The sequence below is a fragment of the Blastococcus sp. SYSU DS0552 genome (assembly GCF_054050815.1).
Genome location: NZ_JBJHAB010000001.1, coordinates 262502 through 279909, shown reverse-complemented (window position 1 = coordinate 279909; position 17408 = coordinate 262502). Strand labels below are relative to the sequence as shown.

The following is a 17408-nucleotide window of genomic DNA, read 5'->3' as shown; positions in this document are numbered from 1 at the left end:
CCGTCCGAATCCCCGGGTCGATGGATCGGCCGTGAGGACGATGCGCCCTTTCGGCGCCCGTGAACCCCGAGCCGCCGCCGCCAACGGCTCGGTCCTGCTGGTGGTCAGCGCGGCGGTCCTGTTCGTCCTGCCGGTGTTGTACGAATCGGACGGCGGCGCCGCGGCGCAGGTCGTGCACTGGGTGGGCCTGGCCGCATTGCTGGGCGCGGCGGCGGCGTGCCGGGCGCTGCCGCCGGAGCGCATCGACCGGGCGAACGGCTTCCTCGCGCTGGCCCTGGCCGGCGTGGCGCTCACCGGCTCGCTGAACCTGCTGACGTCGGACACGACAGCCGGCGCCCAGGCGTTCTACGCGTTCCCGGTGCTCTGGACGGCCGTCCACCTGCGGACCCCGGCGGTGGTGCTGGTGACCGCGAGCGCGCTGGCCGCCGAGCTGCTCACCCTGCTGGTGCTGCTGTCCCCCGCTGCCGCGCTGGCCGACTTCTTCTTCTTCGGCGCCCTGCTGGTCGCCATGGCCACGCTCCTCGTGCGGGCCAACCGCACCCAGGAAGTGCTGGTCGACGCCCTGCAGCGCCAGCTCACCGTCGACGCCCTGACCGGGCTGGCGACCCGGCGCGCCTTCGACGAGGCGCTCGAGCGGTCGCTCAGCCGGTCGGTGCCCCGGGGGACGGCCCTGGTGCTGATCGACGTCGACTGCTTCAAGGCGATCAACGACAACCACGGCCACCCGGTCGGCGACGACGTCCTGGTGCACCTCGCCGCTGTGCTGCGCGGTCACATCCGCATCCACGACGCCGTGCTGTCCCGGCTGGGCGGGGACGAGCTCGCCGTCCTGCTCCCGGGCTGCGATCGCGCCGTCGCCGCGCGGCGCGCCCAGGAGCTGCTGCACGCAGTCCGGTCCGAGCCGCTGGTGCTCACCGACGGCACCGAGCTGCCGCTGTCGATCAGCCTCGGGGTGGCCCACGTGCCGCAGCACTCCCGGGACCGACGGGGGCTCTACACCGCGGCCGACGCGGCCCTCTACGACGCGAAGCGGGCCGGACGCGACCGGGTTGCGCTGGCCGCCGTCTGAACCGCGACCGGGCCGCCGGGGGGTGCGTGATCCGGTCCCTGCGGTCAGGTAGTCTTCTCCACGCACTCGTCCGGGTGGCGGAATGGCAGACGCGCTAGCTTGAGGTGCTAGTGCCCTTTATCGGGCGTGGGGGTTCAAGTCCCCCCTCGGACACTCAGAAGTGGGCTGCTGCCCACCTTCCGGGCCTGAATCAGGTCCCTCTCGATCCACACACGGCCACCGTCCCGGGCGACCCGGGCACGGCGACCATCCCGCCGGACCCGGCCGAGCGCCGTTCCGATCCCCCGGCCGACCGCGTCACCGACGCCGCCGTCGTCCGGCAGCTGCTGGCCGCTACTGCCCAAGCCGGGTCACCCCGGACGGGTCGGTCCATGCCGAACCCCGCTCCCCCGGCCCACCCGGCCGCCCGCCGGCGCGCCGCCGAGACCTTCCCCCGTCCTGGCACCCGCTCCGCCCCGCGCCCCGGGACCGGTGGTGGCACGAGCACGAGCACGTCGCCGGTCGCCGGGCGGCAGCCCTCCCCCGCCCTGACCGGTGTGCCGTCCTCGTGGACGGGCCTCGGGCCGCTGCTTGAACGCGTGGGCGAGCGGGCACCCGCCGATGCACTCACCCTGGCCGCCGTCACCTCCGGCACCGGCCGGGCCGACGGCCGTCCCCAGGTCGACCTGTCGGGCATCTGGGCTCAGGCGGCCGACATGGCCACCGCCCGTAGCACCAGCGTGACGCGCACCCTGGACGTCAAGGGTCGGCTGCAGCTGCCGGTCGACGCCGATGCCCCCACCAGGCTCCCCGCCGGGCGTGACGGCGCACTGGTCACCGTGTACCTGCCCGGCAGCACCGAGCAGCCGCGTCCCAACTACGCCACCAACGCCCTCCCCCTAGACGCTCGCGGCCGGCTCACCGTCACCGCCGGCGAGCGCCGGGAGGCCGGCATCCCCGATGGCGCCGACGTCCTCGCGGTCCTCGATCCCGACCGCCGCACCGTCACCCTCACCGCGGCCAGCCGCGTCGACGCGGGCGTCACCGACCTGCTCGACGGTCTCCGGCGCCCCGCCGCGGCCGCCTTCGGTGACACCGCCCGCCCCGAAGACGAGGCCGTCATCCCGCAGGCGAGCAAGGCGGATGCCGGCACCGGCACCGGCACCGGCACCGGCGGGCGACTGCGCATCGTCGGCTGACCGGCACCTTCCCGGGTGCCCGCGGCCCGACCGGTGCCGCCGCAACGGATGGATACCTCCGATGACCACCGTCCCCGCCGCGCACGACGGCGAGCCGACCGACGACCCCGCCAACCGGCCGGAGGCGGACCGGCAGCCCAAAGGCAGCAAGAAGGCCAAGAAGACCAAGGTCGTCGACGCGGCCACCGCCACCCGCGAGGCGATGCGCCTCAGCCTCATCGGGGAGGGCTTCGACCCCGACATCGTCGAGGCCATGCTCCCGCCGGCGGACGTGTCGAAGAAGGCCTACACCGTCCGGCAGGCCGTCGCCGACGCCGTGACGGCCATGCGCCAAGACATGCCGCGTAGCAAGAAGACCTGGGCGCCCTATCTGCAGCTGCTCGTCGACAGGCTGCCCGGCATGTGCCCCTGCCCGTGCCCGGGCCGCGGTGCTCGCCGACGCACGCGAAGAGTCGCCGTAAAGCGTGGCGGCACGACCGCTGGCGCAGGTTCGCGATCCGCTGCACGGCGGCCTCGTGGCGGCGGCCCTGCACCCGCGCCCTGTGCTTGCCCCGAGTCACCGGAGATCTCCAGCCGGCGGTTGTTGCATCTCGCCCAGCCGGACCGAATGCCCGCTATCCTGGTGCAACTCATTCCCCGGGACGTCGGCGCCATGTCCCTGCCGCCGGGGGGACACGTGACTGGCTCGCTGCCTCCGGGCACGGCGCTGCCACCGCGCTCGGATCCGGCGTTCGAGCGGTTCGCCCGCCTGGTCCGCCGGCAGCTGACCGCCCCGGTCGCGCTGGTCACGCTGGTGTCGGCCGACGAGCAGGTGTTCCCCGGCGCGGTGGGGCTGCCCGAGCCGTGGCGGTCGACCCGCAGGACGCCGCTTAGTCACTCGTTCTGCCAGCACGTGGTGCGGTCGGCGGCTCCGCTGGTCATCACCGATGCCCGCACCGACCCGCTGGTCGCCGACAACCTGGCTATCCCGGATCTGCACGTCGTCGCCTACGCCGGCGTTCCGCTCACCGACGGCGACGGCGTCGTGGTCGGCTCGCTGTGCGCCATCGACAGCCGGCCGCGGACCTGGTCGGACGATGACCTGGCGGTGCTGACCGATCTGGCCGGAGCCTGCAGCTCGGAGCTGTGGCTACGGGCGGCCCAGCAGCGCGCCGATGACGCCGTCGCCCAGGCGCAGGAGTCCGCGAAGCGGGCTCAGCGGCTAGTGGTGCAGCAGGCGATCGACCGCTCCCGGTGGGCGCTGGCGCTGGACGCGGGAAAGGTCGGCACCTTCGACCTGGACCTGGCCACCGGCGCGCTGACCGTCGACGACCGCCTGCTGGAGCTGTCGGGGATGGACCGGGACACCTTCACCGGCCGCCCGGAGGACGTCTACGTCCACATGCACCCCGACGACGTCGCCGATGTCCGCGCTCGCGTCCAACACGCCGTCGACACCGGTGGGATCTACGACGCCGAGTACCGCATCGTGCTCGCCGACGGCTCCCACCGGTGGGTCGCCGCCCGCGGGCAGGTGCTCGGTGGCGCCGACGGCGCCACCGGACACCTCGTCGGCGTGGTGCACGACACCACCGACCGCGCCCTGACGCAGCAGCAGACCCAGCGCGCCGCCGCCCGGGAGCGGCTGCTCAGCCGGATCACCGAGGAGCTCAGCGGCACCCTGGACGCCGACGAGGCCGCCCACCGCCTGGCCCGGCTGATGCTGCCCGCGGTCGCCGACTGGTGCATCGTCACCCTCGTCGACGACGACCAGGCCACCGGCTCCCACCGCGGCCTGCGCCCGGCCGCCGCGGAGCACGTCGACCCGGCGATGCGGCCGGTCCTCGACGGCTACGCGCAGGCGGGGCTGGGCGCGCTGGGCGACGAGGCGATCGTCGTCCGGGCCATGCGTACCGGGCGGCTGCAGTTGGTCGGTGCCGACGCCACCGCGCACGCGCTGACGATGCTGACACCTGGCCCGACGCACGAGGCCATCCGGGCGCTGGCACCCGAAGCCATGACCGTCCTTCCGCTGCCCGGGCGCACCGGCCCGGTCGGGCTGATGACCCTGGCCGACGGTGCCGACCGTGGCCGGTTCACTCCCGAGGACCTCAACACCGCCCGGCACATCGCCGGCCGCGCCGGCCTGGTCCTGGACAACGCCCGACTGTTCCGGCATCAGCGCGACCTGGCCGAAGGCTTCCAGAGGTCCTTGCTGACCCCGCCGCCGGAACCGGATCACCTGCAGATCGTGGTCCGGTACGTGCCCGCGGCGCAGGCCGCGCAGGTCGGCGGGGACTGGTACGACGCGTTCATGCAGCCCAGCGGCGCGACGCTGCTGGTCATCGGTGACGTCGTCGGCCACGACGTGCAGGCCGCCGCGGCGATGGGACAGATCCGCAGCATCGTGCGCACCCTCGGCGCGCTGGACCACGACGGGCCGGCCGCGGTGCTGAGGCAGGTGGAGCAGGTGATGGAGACCCTGCAGACGCCGATCCTGGCGACCACGGTCGTCGCCCGGCTGGAGCAGACCGACGAAGAACGCGCCGACGGGCTGACCCGGCTCCGCTGGTCGAACGCCGGGCACCCGCCGCCAATGGCGGTCACCATCGACGGCTCGATCACTGCACTCACCACCGCCCACACCGATCTGCTGCTCGGGGTGGATGCCACAGCCACGCGCCGCGAGTCCCAGGTGCACCTGAGCCGCGACACGGTCGTGGTCTTCTACACCGACGGGCTGGTCGAGCGCCGCGGCTCCGACCTCGATGCCGGCACGGCCCGGCTGCAGGACACCTTGGCCGAGCTCGCCGGCCGGGACCTGGACCAGTTGTGCGACGAACTGCTGGACCGGATGCTGCCCGACGCGCCCGACGACGACGTCGCTCTGGTCGCCGTGCGGTTGCACCCGCAGGACCGGCCGCGCCCGGCGGAGGCCGGTCCCGAGCGGGTGCCACCGAACGTGCCAGCCGACTGACCCCTGGCGTCCCTGCCGCGGAAAGGCCGAAGGGAACTGGTGCGTCGTGCGCAGGTGGCCCGTTCACCGGCGGCTCCCCTCGCCGGCGAACCGGCCGTTCCAAGGACGCCGTCTCAGCTGGTCGCTTTCACCGGCGAGCCGGTCACAACGTCGCCGGGAGCAGGTGACGCTCCAGTGGCCGAGCTGGCGATCGCACCCGCCCGGAGACATCAGTGCCGTACCCACCCCGCCCGCAGCTGCACCCGCTGCCCGAGTTCGCCGGCACCGCGAACCCCGACCGGACCCGTCGGTGCAGGCGCGGGTCGAAGGTTCATCGTCGAGCACTATCTGGACCCCGCGGAGAACGTGGCGGTGGTGCAGGTCGCCGACCAGGTCACCAGGGACGCCGAGTTCGGCGGCGCGCGCGAGCCGGGGGGTCGCGCCCGATCGTTGGTGGGGTGCCGGTCGAGGCCCCGGGCGCCGGTCGCCCCGCGGGCTTGGCAGCGCGACCCGGATCGGCCGCCTGCCCGTTGGGCCGCGCATCCAACGGCGGCACCGGCTCAGGGCAGTGTTCGCCGTTCGGCGCCGGTGAGCCACTCGAGCACGACGATGCTGGCGTCATCCTGCAGCTGGTCGGCCTGGCGGTCCAGCACGCCGACTCCGCGTACTCGCTGACCGGCAGCTCCGCACGTGCTGGCGCATCGCCGGGGCCCCGACGGCGCTACAGCCACCCGGCGCCAACCGTGCGTGGGCTCGCTGGCGAGGGGTACGGCGACCCCTAGCCCGACGACCGATCTGGTGGCACCTGCGTTGGCTGCAGTCGAAAGACCGAAGCCGAACGACGAAACGGGCCGATCACCGAGCATGCGATTCGGATGAGGAGAAAACCGTGACCAACGAGACGCCGAACACTCCCGGGCTCAGTGAGACCGAACTGCGCGAGATGAAGGTCGGTGACTTGCGCGAGAAGGCCAAAGACGCCGAGGTCGAGGGGACCTCCTCGATGAAGAAGGAAGAACTGGTCAGTGCCATCTCGGATGCCTACCGCACAAGGATGAGTGTGGAAGGCGGCGCCAAGGATGACAGCGGGCAGAGTCACGCAGGCGAGCCGGGTGACCGCGGGCCCGAGGGCGGCCACCTGCGCATCGGCGACCAGACGTCACGCTCGCTGCAGTACTCGCAGGAGGTCACCTCGCTGGACGAGGACCCCGAGCGCGCGGGGCGCAGCTTGGCCACAACGAGCCACGAAGTGATCCGGAAGTGGGCCGAGAGCCGCGGCGGTGTCCCGGCCACCGTCGAGGGCACCGAGCACGGCGACCATCTCGGCGTCCTGCGCTTCGACTTCGGCGGCGACTCGGACAACCTGCGCCACGTGAGCTGGGACGAGTGGTTCGACACCTTCGACGCCCGCAAGCTGAACTTCCTGTACCAGGAGGAGCGCAAGGACGGGAACCAGAGCAACTTCTTCCGGCTGGAGAGCCCGGACCGCGAGGACGCCTGAGCCCCGGGTGAGCTCCTCCGCTAACGGCCCGTCCGGCATCAGCGTCGTCATTGCCACCCGTGACCGGCGGGAGTCGCTGCTGCGGACCCTCGCCTGGCTGGACTCCCCGGGCAGTCCACCGATCACTGTGGTGGACAACGGGTCGACCGATGGCTCACCGGCTGCGGTGCGGACCGCCCACCCTCGAGTGACGGTCCGTCGACTCGGCGAGAACCGGGGGGCCGTGGCAAGGAACGTGGGGATTGCCGCGGCCGCCACCCCCTACGTCGTGTTCAGCGACGACGACTCCTGGTGGGCCCCGGGTGCCCTAGAACGCGCCGCCGAAGTTCCCGACGCCCACCCGGGAGTGGCGGTGCTCGTCGGGCGGGTGCGGCTGGCCGCCGACGGCTCCGACGACGCGGTGTCGTCGAAGATGGCGCGCGCACCGATCGGGCACCGGTTGCGAGCGCCCGGCCCGGACGTGCTGGGGTTCTCCGCCTGTGCCGCCGTCGTCCGACGGGACGCCTTCCTCGCCGTCGGCGGTTCTCCCCGCTTCTCTTCTTCGGCGGGGAGGAGACGCTGCTCGCTCTCGGCCTCGCCGCCGCGGGCTGGGATCAGGTCAACTCCGGGAAGTCGTCGCGTGCCACGACCCGACCGGTCCAGCCACGGTGTCCCCCGGCCGGTGGGCGCTCCAGACCCGCAACGACCTGCTCGTCGACTGGCAACGTCGATGGCTCCGCACCGCCGCCGCGGGCACCGCCCGGCTCCCGCTGCGGGCACTGTGCGATCCGTCGGCGCGGTCGGCCCTCGCGGGCCTCGTGCGCCGGTTGCCGGCGGCGTTGTGGGGTCGGCGTCCGGTGCCCCGGGAGGTGGCGGACCGGTTCGCGGCCGCGCACCGTCCCCTCCCCGGCTCAGCTCCTCAACTGCTGGGTGAACCAGTCTCGAGCCGCTGCGTCGCCCGCCCTCCCGAGCGAGGCGGCGGCGGACACCGCGCCGGACAGCTCTCCGGACAGGCACCGGCCCAGGGCGGCGTCCAGCGCGGCGGCGCTCAGCTCCTCCCCCGGGAGGACGACCGGCCAGCCCAGTGCCCGGGCCTGGGCCGCTCCCGGTCGGACGCCGCCGTGCCCTCGATGGCGAAGTCCGTCCGGGCGACGTCCGGAGCGTCCCGCTCCCAGACCTGGTGAAAAAGGCCACGGCCGATCTCGTCGACGACGGAGACGTTGACCGCCCACCGCACCGAACCCTCGAAAGCCGTGCACAGCTCGTGCAGCAGGGGCTCGTCGCTGATCGGGCCGCTCACGAACACGGGGTGCGTGTAGTCGGTGGGGTCGGCCTCCCGTCAGTCCACCCCGCTGCCCAGGTAGGGCGCCTCCGCGACGTCGAACGGAACGCCAAGGTCGGTCAGTCAGCCGACGACGGTGTCGGCACCCAGCTCGTCGCCGATGGTGGCGACGACCTCGTCGAAGCTGAACCATCCGGCTACGAGGACACGCATGCGCCCCACCCTCGCAGGCGGACGCGTCGACGGCAGACGGAGGGGCGGCCGGCACAGGTCAGGAAGCCTTCTTCCCGGACTCCCGAGCCTCCTGCACGGCGTCGGCGAGTTCGTCTCGGGTCATCTTCGACCGGCCGGCGACATCCAGCTCCTGGGCCATGTCGTAGAGGTCCTTCTTCGACATGGCCGCCAGGCTCTCGTCCGGACGCCCCCCGGCCTTGTCGCCGCCGGACCCCCGGCGTGCCCGGCGCGTGGTCAGCTTCCCCGCGTCCGTGGCGTTCCCCGGCCGGTGGTCCTTGGCCTTCGCCACGCTGGCCCGCAGGGCCTCCATCAGATCGAGGACGTCCGCCTCGGTCTCGGGCTCCCCTTCCGTGACCACCTCGTCGCCTCGGCGCTTGGCCTCGATCAGCTCGTTCACGCGGTCCCGGTAGGTGTCCCGGTAGTTGCGCGGATCCCACTCGCTGGTCATCGAATCGATCAGCGACACCGCCATCTCGAGGTCGTGCGACTTGAAGGAGTGGTGGACCGGTAGCTGCTCGATCTCCTCCACCGGGTCGCGGACCTCGTCGGCGAAGAACATCGTCTCCAGGGTGAGCACCTCGCCCTGGGGCCGGATGGCGGCCAGGTACTGCTTGGACCGCATGACGAACGTGGCGACCCCCACCCGCCCGGCCCGCTCCATCGCTTGCAGGAGGAGCGCGTAGGCCCGCTGGGCCTGGTCGTCCTGCGGAGCCAGGTAGTACGTCTTCTGGTAGTAGATCGGGTCGATCTCGGCGACGTCCACGAAGTCGGAGATGTCGATCACCCGGGACCTCCCCGGCTCTATCTCCTCCAGCTCCTCCGGGGTGACGATGACGTACCGGCCGTCGCCGATGTCCTCGCCTTTGACGATGTCGTCGTAGTCGACCTCTTCGCCGGTGTCCTCGTTGATCCGCCGGTAGCGGATCCGGGACGACGTCCCCCGCTCGAACTGGTTGAAGTGGACGGTCTTGTCCTCGGTGGCGGAGTACAGGCCCACCGGCACGTTGACCAGACCGAAGGTCAGGGCTCCTGTCCAGATGGCTCGCGCCACTGCTACCGCCTCCTCGATCGGCCTGCAGCCGCCCTACCCGCGCGCCCCTGCGTCATGCCCGTCGGGTGGTCACGGACCGCGGCTGGGGCGAGCAGGTCACCCCTTGCCGCCCCCGGTCGAGGCCTTCTCCAGTCGATCCACACGTGCGCGGGCACGATCGCGCACCTCGCCCGCGCGGTGGGCGCTGCGCTCGGCGGCATCCCGCCGCCGCTGACCCTTGCGCAGCTCCGCGGTCAACTCACCGGATTCCTTCTCGGCCCGGCGCAGCTCTTCCTCGAGGTCACCGATCCGTGCACGCAGCTCGTCCCGCCGGGTACCGAGGCGGTCCAGCGCGCCCCGCTCCCTCTCGGCGTCGGACTCGGCTTCCGCCGCGGCGGTCTCGGCGTCCGCCAGCTCGTCCCGGGCACCGGCCAACTGCTGCTGCGCAGCCCGTCGCCGCTGGTCGTACCTCGAAGTCCGGCCATCGGTGGTTGGCTCGTCCCCGGCGACCGTAGCGTCATCTTCTCCCGACGGGACGGTGGCGACCGACCCGCGCACGTCCGTCATGCCGACCCCGGAGTACGACAGCGGCGAGGTCAGCCAACCCGACAACGTCGCCCGACCGGCGCTCTCGTCAGCGACCGCCGCTCGGAGCGTGTCTTGGATCTGACCGGCCACCGCGTCGCTCACCGGCCGACCCAGCTCCTGCGCCAGGGAGCGGGCCTGCCTGGTCAGGGCCATCACCACTTGCCGGCGTTGCCGGGTCAGCTCCTTCAGCTGCTCACCTTCCAGATCTCGTTGCGCCTCACGGAGGCCGGACCCCAGGGCCACGAGCTGGCGGAGCTCGTCGGGCTGCTGACGCACCAGCATGTTCACCACCCACGCTGCGGTCGACGGCTTCCGCAGCTTGCCGATGGCCTTCGCCAGTTCCCGCGCCCCATCGGCGCGAGCCTCTTTCCGGCGTGCGTCGCGAGCGGCGATGAACTCATCAGGCGGCAACCCGTACAGCTCGTCCGCGACGTCCGAGAGCCTCACCGTGCCCCGCAGCATCCGGTCGAAGCTGGGACTCCGGCCTCGCTGGGGCGGGGCGGGGGCGCATCGGTCTGGTGCGGCTTCTGCATTTCTCGGTCCTCCCGCCACGGGTTCTGAGCGCGCTCCGCCAGGCAGCCGTGGGAAGGGCGGCCCCTGTCGCGGTGAGGCGGGCCACCATGGCTGCCACCGCAGTATGGAGGGGCTGCCATGGAAACCGTCTGACCTGGCACTACTGACGTCCACCCGGTGAAGTAGGACAAGATCGCTCCCGTGATCTCGCCACCAACGTCGGATCGGCCATCCCAAACCGAGGGCGAGGTGACGGTCGTCGTCATCACGCGGAATCGACGTGCCGATGTGCTGGCGACACTGTCACGTCACGAAGCGCCGGTGATCCTGGTGGACAACGCGTCGACCGACGGCACGGTCGAGGCGGTGAGGGCCGCGCACCCCGAGGTCTCCGTGCTGCCGCTGGATCGGAACGAGGGCGCTCGAGCACGAACCTTGGGCGCCGCACATGCCGACACGCCCTTCGTCGCATTCGCCGACGACGATTCCTGGTGGGCCCCCGGTGACCTGGCCCGCGCGGTCATGATCATGCGGGCGCACCCGCGGCTCGCCCTGCTGAACGCGCGCATCGCCGTCGGTCCGCAGGAGCGGCTCGACACCGTCTGCGACGAGATGTCGGCCAGCCCTCTCGGCACGCTGCCGGACCTACCCGGACCCTCCCTGCTCGGTTTCGTCGCCTGCGCAGCACTGGTCCGAACCGAGGCGTTCGAGGCTGTGGGTGGCTTCGACCCCGTCATCCGGTTCCCCGGCGAGGAGGAGCGGGTCGCACTGGACCTGGCTGCCGCCGGCTGGGGCATGTCCTACGTCGACGAGGTCACCGTCCACCACCACCCCTCACCACGCCGCGAAACGCCAAAGCGGAGGCAGGCGGGCATCTGGCGCAGCCGGTTGCTCACCGCACTCATGCGGCTCCCGGTGGCCGATGTCGCCCGACTGGCGCTCCGCGCTACGCGGGCCGGCCGGCCCGGGCAGGAAGGCCTGATCCGTGCGCTGCCGCGGGTCCCGGCTGCGCTGTTGCGCCGGCGACCACTCCCATCCAGCGTGCTCGCGGACCTGCGGCTACTCCTCCGCGATGGCGCATAGCCACGGGCCCTGCAGCTTCGGCGACTGCTTCAGGCGACCTCGTAGCCCTCGGGACCGACCGTGAGCTCGCCATCGCGTGGGTCGTTCGAAAAGACGAGCACCGCCTCCCGTCGGCTCTCCGGCGGGACGTACGCGATCGTTGCCGAGGCTTGCTCGACCTGACGCCCGTCCCGGCTCAGCTGACCGCCGAGTTGCACCGTCTCTGCCGTGGTCCGGCCGTCGTTGCGCACCCGGAGGTGCACCTCGTAGCCGGAACCTGCCTGCTCGACCGTGGTGATGTCGACGGCCAGCTCGGGGCGCCGCTCTCTCGGACGGCGACGGCCTGGTAGCCCAAGAAGGCGATCAGCAGCACGACCAGCAGTCCACCCAGCCCGCCCATGGCGTACCCGGCCGCTGACGTGCCACCGGAGCCCTGGCCCTGGGAGTTCTCGTCGGATCCGGACACGGGGGTTCCTCTCATCACAGGATGAGCCGGGCCGCCGCGGCGCCCAGGCTCGCGGGGAGGGCCAGGACCACCGTCTCAGTGACCACCATCAGCAGCCCGGTGTCCTCGAAGCGGCCCAGCGTCCACAGAAGGTAGGCCGAGACGCAGTGCGCCAGCGCGTACCCGACGGTCGTGAAGGTGGCGAAGGCCTTGATCGGCCCTTCGTCCTCCTCCTGCCCGCCGAAGCCGACCCCGTAGACGAACGCGTGCATCAGCGCCAGGCTGATGGCGACGAGGACCAGCGTGTGCCAAGAGGGCATCTTCGCCGCGAGCAGCACGGTCTCCTCCGTCGGGCCAGGTTCACGGCGAAGACCACCGCCCCGGCCACCATCAGGAACAGCTCGCGGCCGTACCCGGGCTTGCTCGGGGAGGCGCTGCTCTTCCCGAGTTGGGCGCGGGCGTAGGAGGCACCGACCGCGCCCGGCAGCAGTGCCAGTCCGAGGATCGACGTCGCGTCGCGCCAATTCCGCAGCCAGTCCAGCACGTCGAGGGCTGTGAGGATGACCGCAGCAGCGACGGCGGCAGCCAGGAAGGCCACCCCCGCGTCCACCAGGCCAGGGCGCCACCCGGACGCCCCCGAACCTCCCAGGTGGCGGGAGAGGCCGATGACCAGCAGGACGGTCCCGACCGCGAGTGCGGCCAGGCGGTAGCGGTCGACAGCCAGACCCAGCCGCCACACCTCCATCGTCATGAGGACCGGCATGGCGAACAGCAGCGCCCCGCCGACGGCCCGGCCGAACCCCTTGATCAGTTGGCGCGCTTCGACTGCTGCGGCATCGCGCTCCAGTCACGTCAGGTCACGCAGGGTCCGCACGGGTGAGGAAGTTGGTCGGTTTGACAAGTCCTCCGACCAGCGTCCAGACACCCCTGGCAGGAGCGAGACGCTACCGAGAGGTCCGGGATCCGGTTGGGGACGCCCGCCGGGCAGGTCGGAAGAGGGGCAGTCGCGCCCGATCAGCCGCTGCAGTCCTGACGGACCAGAGGCGAGCGACCGGCGTCGCTCAATGGGGCGGGGACACAGAAGCGAGCCGGTGGGCCGAGAATCCACGGACGTCTGCCGCAGAGCTCAGTGGGATTCGGGTGAGGGTCGGCGTCCGGCCAGGCCGACAGCCTGCCACCCGCGCAGCGGCCCGCCGACAGCTTCCGCGGCCCACTCGTGCAACCGATGAGTGAGCGGGCGTGACCGCCACTGCCCGAGGTCGACCCTCTCGCTGCTGGTGACGTCCTCGTCGAACTGGTCGTCCAGCACATGCACGACGGCCGGGTCTGCGATCACGAGAGATACCCGCTCGTCCAGCGCCATCGACCGAACATCGAGGTTGGCGTTCCGCCCCTGGCAACAGCGCCGTCAACGGTGATGACGTTCGAGTGCATGAAGCTGGATTGGTACTGCCAGATCTCGGTGCCCGCGGCCGGAACGCATCGTAGTCCCGCTCGCCAACAGTGCTCTCCGGCTCCGACCTGACGGCTCCGGCTCCGATGCGGCCTCGTCTGGGGCCTCCACATCGAGGGCGCAGTAGCGCCGAGATGGCGTCATGGAGCAGGTGCGGCTGCGCGGTCCAACCGTCCGACCAACTTCGATCGACCGGGGACGAGGTACGTATGCGGGAGGGCGTTGGCCCGGGACGGACGGCGGGGGTGGATCGCGGGACGGCTGGCGCCGGGGCTGCCCCGTCATCCCTGTGGGGCCCCTCCCACCGAGAAAGCCTTGCTCCGCCTGCGGGCCGCCCCAGGGACAGCAACACTCGGCAGGCATCCATCCCCGTCTCCAGGAGGACTGCCGTGCCGAGGGTCGACCGCATTGCCGAACCGTGGGGCAGCCGCACCCCGTATGGCCCAGGGGAGACCTGGCCGACCCGCGTGGACTCGTACCTGGCCGACGGGCTCACAGAGGCAGACGTGGACCGCTGGGTGCAGTCGGCGACGATCCGGCACTCCAACGGCGACGGCCTCGACATCGCCGTCAAGGACGAGCGGATCGTGGGTGTCCGTGGCCGTGAGGTCGACCGCGTCAATCACGGCCGGCTCGGCCCCAAGGACCTCTTCGGCTGGCAGGCGAACAACTCGCCCGATCGGCTCACGAAGCCGCTGATCCGCAAGCGGGGCAAACTCGTCGAGACCGACTGGGACACCGCGATGAACGCGGTGGTCGGTCGCGCCAAGGAGCTGCTCGAGGAGCAGGGACCCAGCGCGATCAGCTTCTACACCACCGGGCAGCTGTTCCTCGAGGAGTACTACACCCTCGGGCTGATCGCCCACGGCGGCATCGGCACCAACCACGTCGACGGCAACACCCGCCTGTGCACCGCCACCGCCGCGGCAGCGCTGAAGGAAACCTTCGCCTGCGACGGCCAGCCGGGCAGCTACACCGACATCGATCACGCCGACGTCATCGCGCTCTACGGCCACAACATGGCCGAGACCCAGACCGTGCTCTGGAGCCGCGTCCTCGACCGGCTGGCCGGGCCGAACCCGCCGAAGGTCATCTGCGTCGACCCGCGGGAAACGCCGGTCGCCCGCGCGGCCACCGTGCACCTGGCGCCCCGGCCGGGCACCAACGTGATGCTGATGAACGCGCTGATCCACGAGCTCATCGCGAACGACTGGATCGACCGGGCGTACATCGAGGCGCACAGCGTCGGCTTCCCGGAGCTGGAGAAGCAAACCGCGAGCTACACGCCCGAGGTGGCGGCGGAGGTGTGCGACGTCCCCGCGGAGCAGATCCGGGAGGCCGCCCGCATCATCGGCACCGCGGAGCAGCTGATGTCGTCGGTGCTCCAGGGCTTCTACCAGGCCCACCAGGCCACCGCGGCGGCCGTGTGCGTCAACAACATCCACGTGATCCGGGGCATGCTCGGCAAGCCCGGCTGCGGCGTCCTGCAGATGAACGGCCAGCCCACGGCGCAGAACACCCGAGAGTGCGGTGCCGACGGCGACCTGCCGGCGTTCCGCAACTGGTCGAACGACGCGCACATCCAGGACCTGGCGAAGGTGTGGAACGTCGACCCGATGCAGATCCCGCACTACTCGCCGCCGACGCACATCATGCAGCAGCTGCGCTACATGGAAGAGGGCTCGATCCGCTTCCTCTACGTGACCGCCACCAACCCCGCGGTCTCCCTGCCGGAGCTGCGACGGATCCGGGAGATTCTCTCCCAGCAGCGCCTGTTCCTGGTCGTGCAGGACATCTTCCTGTCCGAGACCGCGCAGCTGGCCGACGTCGTGCTGCCCGCGGCCACGTGGGGCGAGAAGACCGGCACCTTCACCAACGTCGACCGCACCGTGCACCTGTCGGAGAAGGCGGTCGAGCCGCCCGGTGACGCCAAGTCAGACCTCGACATCCTCATCGACTTCGCCGCCCGTATGGGCCTGAAGGACAAGGACGGCGCCCCGCTGGTGAAGTGGTCGACGCCCGAGGAGGCGTTCGAGGGCTGGAAGGAGTGTTCCCGCGGCCGGCCCTGCGACTACACCGGCATGAGCTACGACAAGCTCCGCGGCGGCAGCGGCATCCAGTGGCCGTGCAACGACGAGCACCCCGACGGCACCGAGCACATCTACGTCGACGGGCAGTTCTGGGCCCAGCCCGACTACTGCGAGAGCTACGGCCGCGACATGGTCACCGGGGCTCCGGTCGAGGCGACCGAGTACAAGGCGCTGAACCCCACCGGCAAGGCGGTGCTGAAGGCCGCGGAGTACGTGGCGCCCCACGAGGTCCCCGGCCAGGACTTCCCGTTCCAGCTGATCACCGGACGCACTCTGTACCACTTCCACACCCGGACGAAGACCGGGCGGGCGCCGCAGCTCCAGGCGGCCGCGCCGGATGTATGGGTGGAGATGTCGGCGAGCGACGCCACCGACCGCGGTTGGACCGAGGGCGACGTCCTGGAGGTGACCACCCCTCGCGGCCTGGTCCGCGCGCGGCTGCGCATCAGCGGCATCCGTCCCGGGGTCCTCTTCCTGCCGTTCCACTACGGCTACTGGGACACCCCCGACGGCGCCGCGCCGAAGAAGGAGCGCGACGGCCGGGCGGCCAACGAGCTCACCCTGACCGACTGGGACCCGGTGTCCAAGCAACCCATCTTCAAGACGGCGGCGGCCACGGTGCGACGGGTGTCGGCCGCGAAGGGGCGCCCGTCGCTCGCGCCGACTACGACCGGGTCGGCGCCGGTCACCGGGTCGGTGCCGCCGACCACCGGCGGCGACACCGCCCACGCCGAGGAGCTCGTGGAGGGACGGCGATGAAGCTCGACATGGCGATCGAGGAGCTGCACCGCTCCGAGAACCACCTGGTCACCGTGCTGACGTCCATGTCCGACAAGCACAAGACCGACCACGAGGTCTTCTACGTCACCCGCGACATGGCGAAGTGGTCACGGCAGCACGTGGCCGACCTAGCCCACATCGGCACCGACTTCGGCCTGGCGCTGGACCCGGAGGCGTCCGAGGACCCCGGCCTCCTGGCGACCATGAAGCAGCGGGCCGCGCAGCTCATGGGGCGACGGTCGGCACCGGGTCTGCTGCTGCTCGCCGACCTCCGGCACCTCTACCGCGAGGCCGCCGGCACCTCGGTGGACTGGGAACTCCTCGCCCAAAGCGCGCAGGGCGCCAAGGAGAAGGAACTGCTCGACCTCGCCGAACGCTGCCACCCCGAGACGCTGCGGATCACCCGCTGGGCGAACGCCTACCTCAAGGTCACGTCGCCGCAGGTGCTCGCCAGCTGATGACCGCGCCCCCCGCCGCCCGCGTCGTCCTCCGACCGCTCGCGACGCCCCTGCCGCTCGGCTTCCTGGCCCTGGCCCTGGCGACCGCCGTGTTCAGTGCAGTCCAGCTCGGCTGGATAGCGCCGGACCAAGGGCGGGTGGCCGGCTACACGGCACTGTTCGCGACCGTGCCGCTGCAGCTGCTGGCCTCCGTCTTCGGGTTTCTCAGCCGGGACCCCGTCGCGGCCACGGGCATGGGCGTGCTCAGCGGGACATGGGCGGTCGTCGCGCTCACCACCCTGACCAGCCCACCCGGTGCGGCCAGCGCGGGCCTGGGGGTCCTGCTCCTCGCGGCCGGGGCCGCCATGTGGGTCCCGGCCGTGGTGGCAGCTGCGAGCAAGCTCGTACCCGCGGCCGTGATGGCGGTGGCCGGGACGCGGTTCGTCGTGACGGGGATCTACGAGATCACCGGATCGACAGCGTGGAAGAGCGCGGCGGGGTGGGTGGGCCTCGCTCTCGCCGCCGTCGCGTTCTACGCTGCGCTGGCGCTGGAGCTGGAGGGCGCGCGGGAGCGCACCGTCCTGCCGGTCGGCCGACGGGGCGCCGGCGCGGCCGCCATGGCAGGACACGGGCCGCTGGACCCGGCCGACCTCGTCAGGGAGGCGGGGGTCCGGCCTCAGCTCTGAAGGGGGCAGGACCGCCGGAGCTTCCGCCGTCGGGCACCTGGGCCCGCGGCTTGGGCAGCGCAGTGCTGCCGGACCGGCGTCGACGACCAGCCGGGGTCATGAGCGGCGCGTCAGGGAGCGGGCTGCTAGCCGATGCGCCGCCATCA

The 17408-nt window shown here is 71.9% G+C and carries 14 protein-coding genes, 1 tRNA gene and 1 pseudogene; 10 read left to right on the top strand and 6 right to left on the bottom strand.

Annotated features, from left to right (window positions below; all coding sequences use genetic code 11):
- Positions 1–40 precede the first annotated feature (40 nt).
- The 6 genes from ACI8AG_RS01330 to ACI8AG_RS01305 all read left to right on the top strand — a co-directional run bounded on the left by ACI8AG_RS01330 (position 41) and on the right by ACI8AG_RS01305 (position 7596).
- The gene (locus ACI8AG_RS01330; protein ID WP_456595727.1) at positions 41–1069 is read left to right on the top strand and encodes a diguanylate cyclase; all 1029 of its coding nucleotides are present in this window, start codon (positions 41–43) and stop codon (positions 1067–1069) included.
- Between the two features lie 68 nt (positions 1070–1137).
- Positions 1138–1222: transfer RNA gene (locus ACI8AG_RS01325), tRNA-Leu, on the top strand.
- 218 nt (positions 1223–1440) lie between these two features.
- Complete coding sequence (locus ACI8AG_RS01320; RefSeq protein ID WP_456595622.1) at positions 1441–2247, top strand: hypothetical protein; 807 nt, start codon at positions 1441–1443, stop codon at positions 2245–2247.
- Between the two features lie 61 nt (positions 2248–2308).
- Positions 2309–5203 (top strand): SpoIIE family protein phosphatase, encoded by a 2895-nt coding sequence (locus ACI8AG_RS01315; protein ID WP_456595621.1) that lies wholly within the window; start codon positions 2309–2311, stop codon positions 5201–5203.
- Between the two features lie 868 nt (positions 5204–6071).
- Positions 6072–6683, top strand: coding sequence for a Rho termination factor N-terminal domain-containing protein (locus ACI8AG_RS01310; protein WP_456595620.1), 612 nt, complete (start codon positions 6072–6074; stop codon positions 6681–6683).
- A gap of 7 nt (positions 6684–6690) precedes the next feature.
- Positions 6691–7596: a glycosyltransferase family 2 protein gene (locus ACI8AG_RS01305; RefSeq protein WP_456595619.1), complete on the top strand. Its 906-nt coding sequence runs from the start codon at positions 6691–6693 to the stop codon at positions 7594–7596.
- A gap of 114 nt (positions 7597–7710) precedes the next feature.
- Here ACI8AG_RS01305 and ACI8AG_RS01300 read toward each other — a convergent pair whose 3' ends face one another.
- The 3 genes from ACI8AG_RS01300 to ACI8AG_RS01290 form a co-directional block, all read right to left on the bottom strand.
- A complete protein-coding gene (locus ACI8AG_RS01300) occupies positions 7711–7962 on the bottom strand; it encodes a hypothetical protein (protein WP_456595618.1) in 252 nt (83 codons plus the stop codon).
- Positions 7963–8215: 253 nt separating this feature from the next.
- Entirely contained in the window at positions 8216–9229 is a 1014-nt protein-coding gene (gene ku, locus ACI8AG_RS01295) for a non-homologous end joining protein Ku (protein ID WP_456595617.1), read from the bottom strand.
- Between the two features lie 96 nt (positions 9230–9325).
- Positions 9326–10258 (bottom strand): hypothetical protein, encoded by a 933-nt coding sequence (locus tag ACI8AG_RS01290; protein ID WP_456595616.1) that lies wholly within the window; start codon positions 10256–10258, stop codon positions 9326–9328.
- 300 nt (positions 10259–10558) lie between these two features.
- On the opposite strand from ACI8AG_RS01290, the gene ACI8AG_RS01285 reads away from it, so the two are divergent.
- Positions 10559–11392, top strand: a complete 834-nt coding sequence (locus tag ACI8AG_RS01285; RefSeq protein ID WP_456595615.1) for a glycosyltransferase family 2 protein — start codon at positions 10559–10561, stop codon at positions 11390–11392.
- Positions 11393–11421: 29 nt separating this feature from the next.
- Here ACI8AG_RS01285 and ACI8AG_RS01280 read toward each other — a convergent pair whose 3' ends face one another.
- From ACI8AG_RS01280 to ACI8AG_RS01270, 3 genes and pseudogenes are all read right to left on the bottom strand, one after another.
- Positions 11422–11622 (bottom strand): hypothetical protein, encoded by a 201-nt coding sequence (locus tag ACI8AG_RS01280; protein WP_456595614.1) that lies wholly within the window; start codon positions 11620–11622, stop codon positions 11422–11424.
- A 229-nt stretch (positions 11623–11851) separates the two neighbouring features.
- Positions 11852–12561 (bottom strand): annotated as a pseudogene (locus ACI8AG_RS01275) (TIGR02587 family membrane protein).
- Between the two features lie 381 nt (positions 12562–12942).
- Positions 12943–13179, bottom strand: a complete 237-nt coding sequence (locus ACI8AG_RS01270; RefSeq protein ID WP_456595733.1) for a hypothetical protein — start codon at positions 13177–13179, stop codon at positions 12943–12945.
- A 596-nt stretch (positions 13180–13775) separates the two neighbouring features.
- Here ACI8AG_RS01270 and ACI8AG_RS01265 point away from each other — a divergent pair.
- From ACI8AG_RS01265 to ACI8AG_RS01255, 3 genes are read left to right on the top strand one after another with little or no spacing between them, the layout of a single operon-like run.
- Entirely contained in the window at positions 13776–16118 is a 2343-nt protein-coding gene (locus ACI8AG_RS01265) for a molybdopterin oxidoreductase family protein (RefSeq protein WP_456595613.1), read from the top strand.
- Entirely contained in the window at positions 16115–16597 is a 483-nt protein-coding gene (locus ACI8AG_RS01260) for a hypothetical protein (protein ID WP_456595612.1), read from the top strand. The genes ACI8AG_RS01265 and ACI8AG_RS01260 overlap by 4 nt, the downstream gene beginning before the upstream one ends.
- Positions 16597–17262: a hypothetical protein gene (locus ACI8AG_RS01255; RefSeq protein WP_456595611.1), complete on the top strand. Its 666-nt coding sequence runs from the start codon at positions 16597–16599 to the stop codon at positions 17260–17262. The genes ACI8AG_RS01260 and ACI8AG_RS01255 overlap by 1 nt, the downstream gene beginning before the upstream one ends.
- The last annotated feature ends 146 nt before the right edge of the window (positions 17263–17408 follow it).